Raw genomic sequence first — 2566 nt, forward strand, 5'->3', positions numbered from 1 at the left:
TGGATTTCCCTTCCCGTTTTGAAGTGATCGTCATCGGCGGCGGTCATGCCGGTACCGAGGCAGCACTGGCCTCAGCACGTATGGGGGCAAAAACCCTGTTGCTGACGCATAACGTGGAAACCCTCGGCGCCATGAGTTGCAACCCGGCCATTGGTGGCATTGGCAAAAGCCATCTGGTCAAGGAAATCGACGCCCTCGGCGGCGCGATGGCCATCGCCACCGATCTGGGCGGCATCCAGTTTCGCGTGTTGAACAGCCGTAAAGGCCCGGCCGTACGAGCAACCCGTGCGCAAGCCGACCGAATTCTTTACAAAGCCGCTGTCCGCGAAATCCTGGAAAACCAGCCGAACCTGTGGATATTTCAACAAGCCGCTGACGACCTGATCGTTGAGCAGGAACAAGTGCGCGGTGTTGTCACCCAAATGGGTCTGCGTTTCTTCGCCGATTCCGTGGTGTTGACCACCGGTACGTTCCTCGGCGGACTTATCCACATCGGGTTGCAGAATTTTTCCGGCGGTCGCGCCGGAGATCCGCCGTCGATCGCCCTGGCTCATCGTCTGCGTGAACTGCCATTGCGTGTCGGTCGCCTGAAAACCGGTACGCCACCGCGTATCGATGGCAAATCTGTGGATTTCTCGGTCATGACCGAGCAGCCAGGGGATACGCCGATCCCGGTGATGTCGTTCATGGGCAACAAAGAACAGCATCCGCGCCAGGTCAGTTGCTGGATTACCCACACCAACGCCCGCACCCACGAAATCATCGCGGCGAACCTCGATCGTTCGCCAATGTATTCCGCTGCCGGTGAAATCGAAGGCATCGGCCCGCGTTATTGCCCGTCGATCGAAGACAAGATTCACCGTTTCGCCGACAAGGAAAGCCACCAGGTGTTCATCGAACCGGAAGGTTTGACCACCCATGAGCTGTACCCGAACGGGATATCCACAAGCTTGCCGTTCGACGTGCAATTGCAGATCGTGCAGTCGATTCGCGGCATGGAAAACGCGCACATCGTGCGCCCGGGTTACGCAATCGAGTACGACTACTTTGATCCGCGCGATCTGAAGTACAGCCTGGAAACCAAAGTCATCGGCGGTCTGTTCTTCGCCGGGCAAATCAACGGCACCACCGGTTACGAAGAAGCGGGCGCCCAAGGTTTGCTCGCTGGCGCCAACGCTGCACTGCGTGCGAAAGGCAAAGAAGCCTGGTGTCCACGTCGCGATGAAGCCTACATCGGCGTGTTGGTCGACGACCTGATCACCCTCGGCACCCAAGAGCCGTACCGCATGTTCACTTCCCGTGCCGAGTACCGCCTGATCCTGCGCGAGGACAACGCCGACTTGCGTTTGACCGAAAAAGGTCGCGAACTCGGATTGGTCGATGACGCGCGTTGGGCGGCCTTCTGCAAGAAACGCGAAAGCATCGAACTCGAAGAGCAGCGTCTGAAAAGCACCTGGGTTCGCCCGGGCACGCCGCAGGGCGAGGCGATTGCAGAAAAATTCGGCACGCCGCTGACCCACGAATACAACTTGCTCAATCTCTTGAGCCGTCCGGAAATCGACTACGCTGGTCTGGTCGAAGTGACTGGCAACGGCGCCGAAGATCCACAGGTCGCCGAGCAGGTTGAAATCAAGACCAAGTACGCCGGGTACATCGACCGTCAACAGGACGAAATCGCCCGTCTGCGCGCCAGCGAAGACACAAAACTGCCTGTGGATATCGATTACACCAACATTTCCGGTCTCTCCAAGGAGATCCAAAGCAAGCTCGGCGCGACTCGACCAGAGACGCTGGGCCAGGCTTCGCGGATCCCGGGTGTGACCCCGGCAGCAATTTCGCTGTTGATGATTCATTTGAAAAAACGCGGCGCGGGCCGTCAGTTGGAGCAAAGCGCTTGAGTTCTAAGGTCACTTCGCAACACGCCGAAGAGTTATCCACAGGAGCCCGCGAGCTCGGTGTCAATCTCAGTGAAACCCAGCACGAATTGCTGTTGGGTTATCTGGCCCTGTTGATCAAATGGAACCAGGCCTACAACCTGACGGCTGTGCGCGATCCGGACGAAATGGTTTCTCGTCATTTGCTCGATAGCTTGAGCGTAATGTCGTTCATCGAAAACGGTCGCTGGCTCGATGTAGGCAGCGGCGGCGGTATGCCGGGAATTCCGTTGGCGATCCTGTATCCAGACTCGCAAGTGACCTGTCTGGACAGCAATGGCAAGAAAACCCGCTTCCTGACTCAGGTCAAACTCGAACTCAAACTGGATAACCTGCAAGTTATCCACAGCCGTGTCGAAGCCTTCCAGCCTGCGCAGCCGTTCAACGGGATCATTTCCCGGGCGTTCAGCAGCATGGAAAACTTCACCAACTGGACTCGCCACCTCGGCGATGCCGATACACGCTGGCTGGCAATGAAGGGCGTTCATCCGGCCGATGAGCTGGTAGCATTGCCGGCAGACTTCAAACTCGATAGCGAACACGCCCTGGCCGTACCCGGTTGCCAAGGCCACGGCCAGCTGGTGATCGTGCGCGGCGCGGGGGGGGTGGGCGCCGGCGCCCGCGGGGCGGCG

The 2566-nt window shown here is 58.6% G+C and carries 2 protein-coding genes; both read left to right on the plus strand.

What is annotated here, in order from left to right:
- A partial coding sequence (gene mnmG / locus ACIONG_RS28700; RefSeq protein ID WP_401304253.1) for a tRNA uridine-5-carboxymethylaminomethyl(34) synthesis enzyme MnmG occupies window positions 1-1898 on the plus strand: 1898 nt, incomplete at its 5' end.
- Window positions 1895-2566, plus strand: a 672-nt coding sequence (rsmG, locus tag ACIONG_RS28705; RefSeq protein WP_401304256.1) for a 16S rRNA (guanine(527)-N(7))-methyltransferase RsmG, incomplete at its 3' end; no start/stop codon positions are given. The genes mnmG and rsmG, both read left to right, overlap by 4 nt.

Origin of the sequence: Pseudomonas sp. NPDC087817 (genome assembly GCF_044742875.1) — a bacterium.
Lineage (GTDB): Bacteria > Pseudomonadota > Gammaproteobacteria > Pseudomonadales > Pseudomonadaceae > Aquipseudomonas.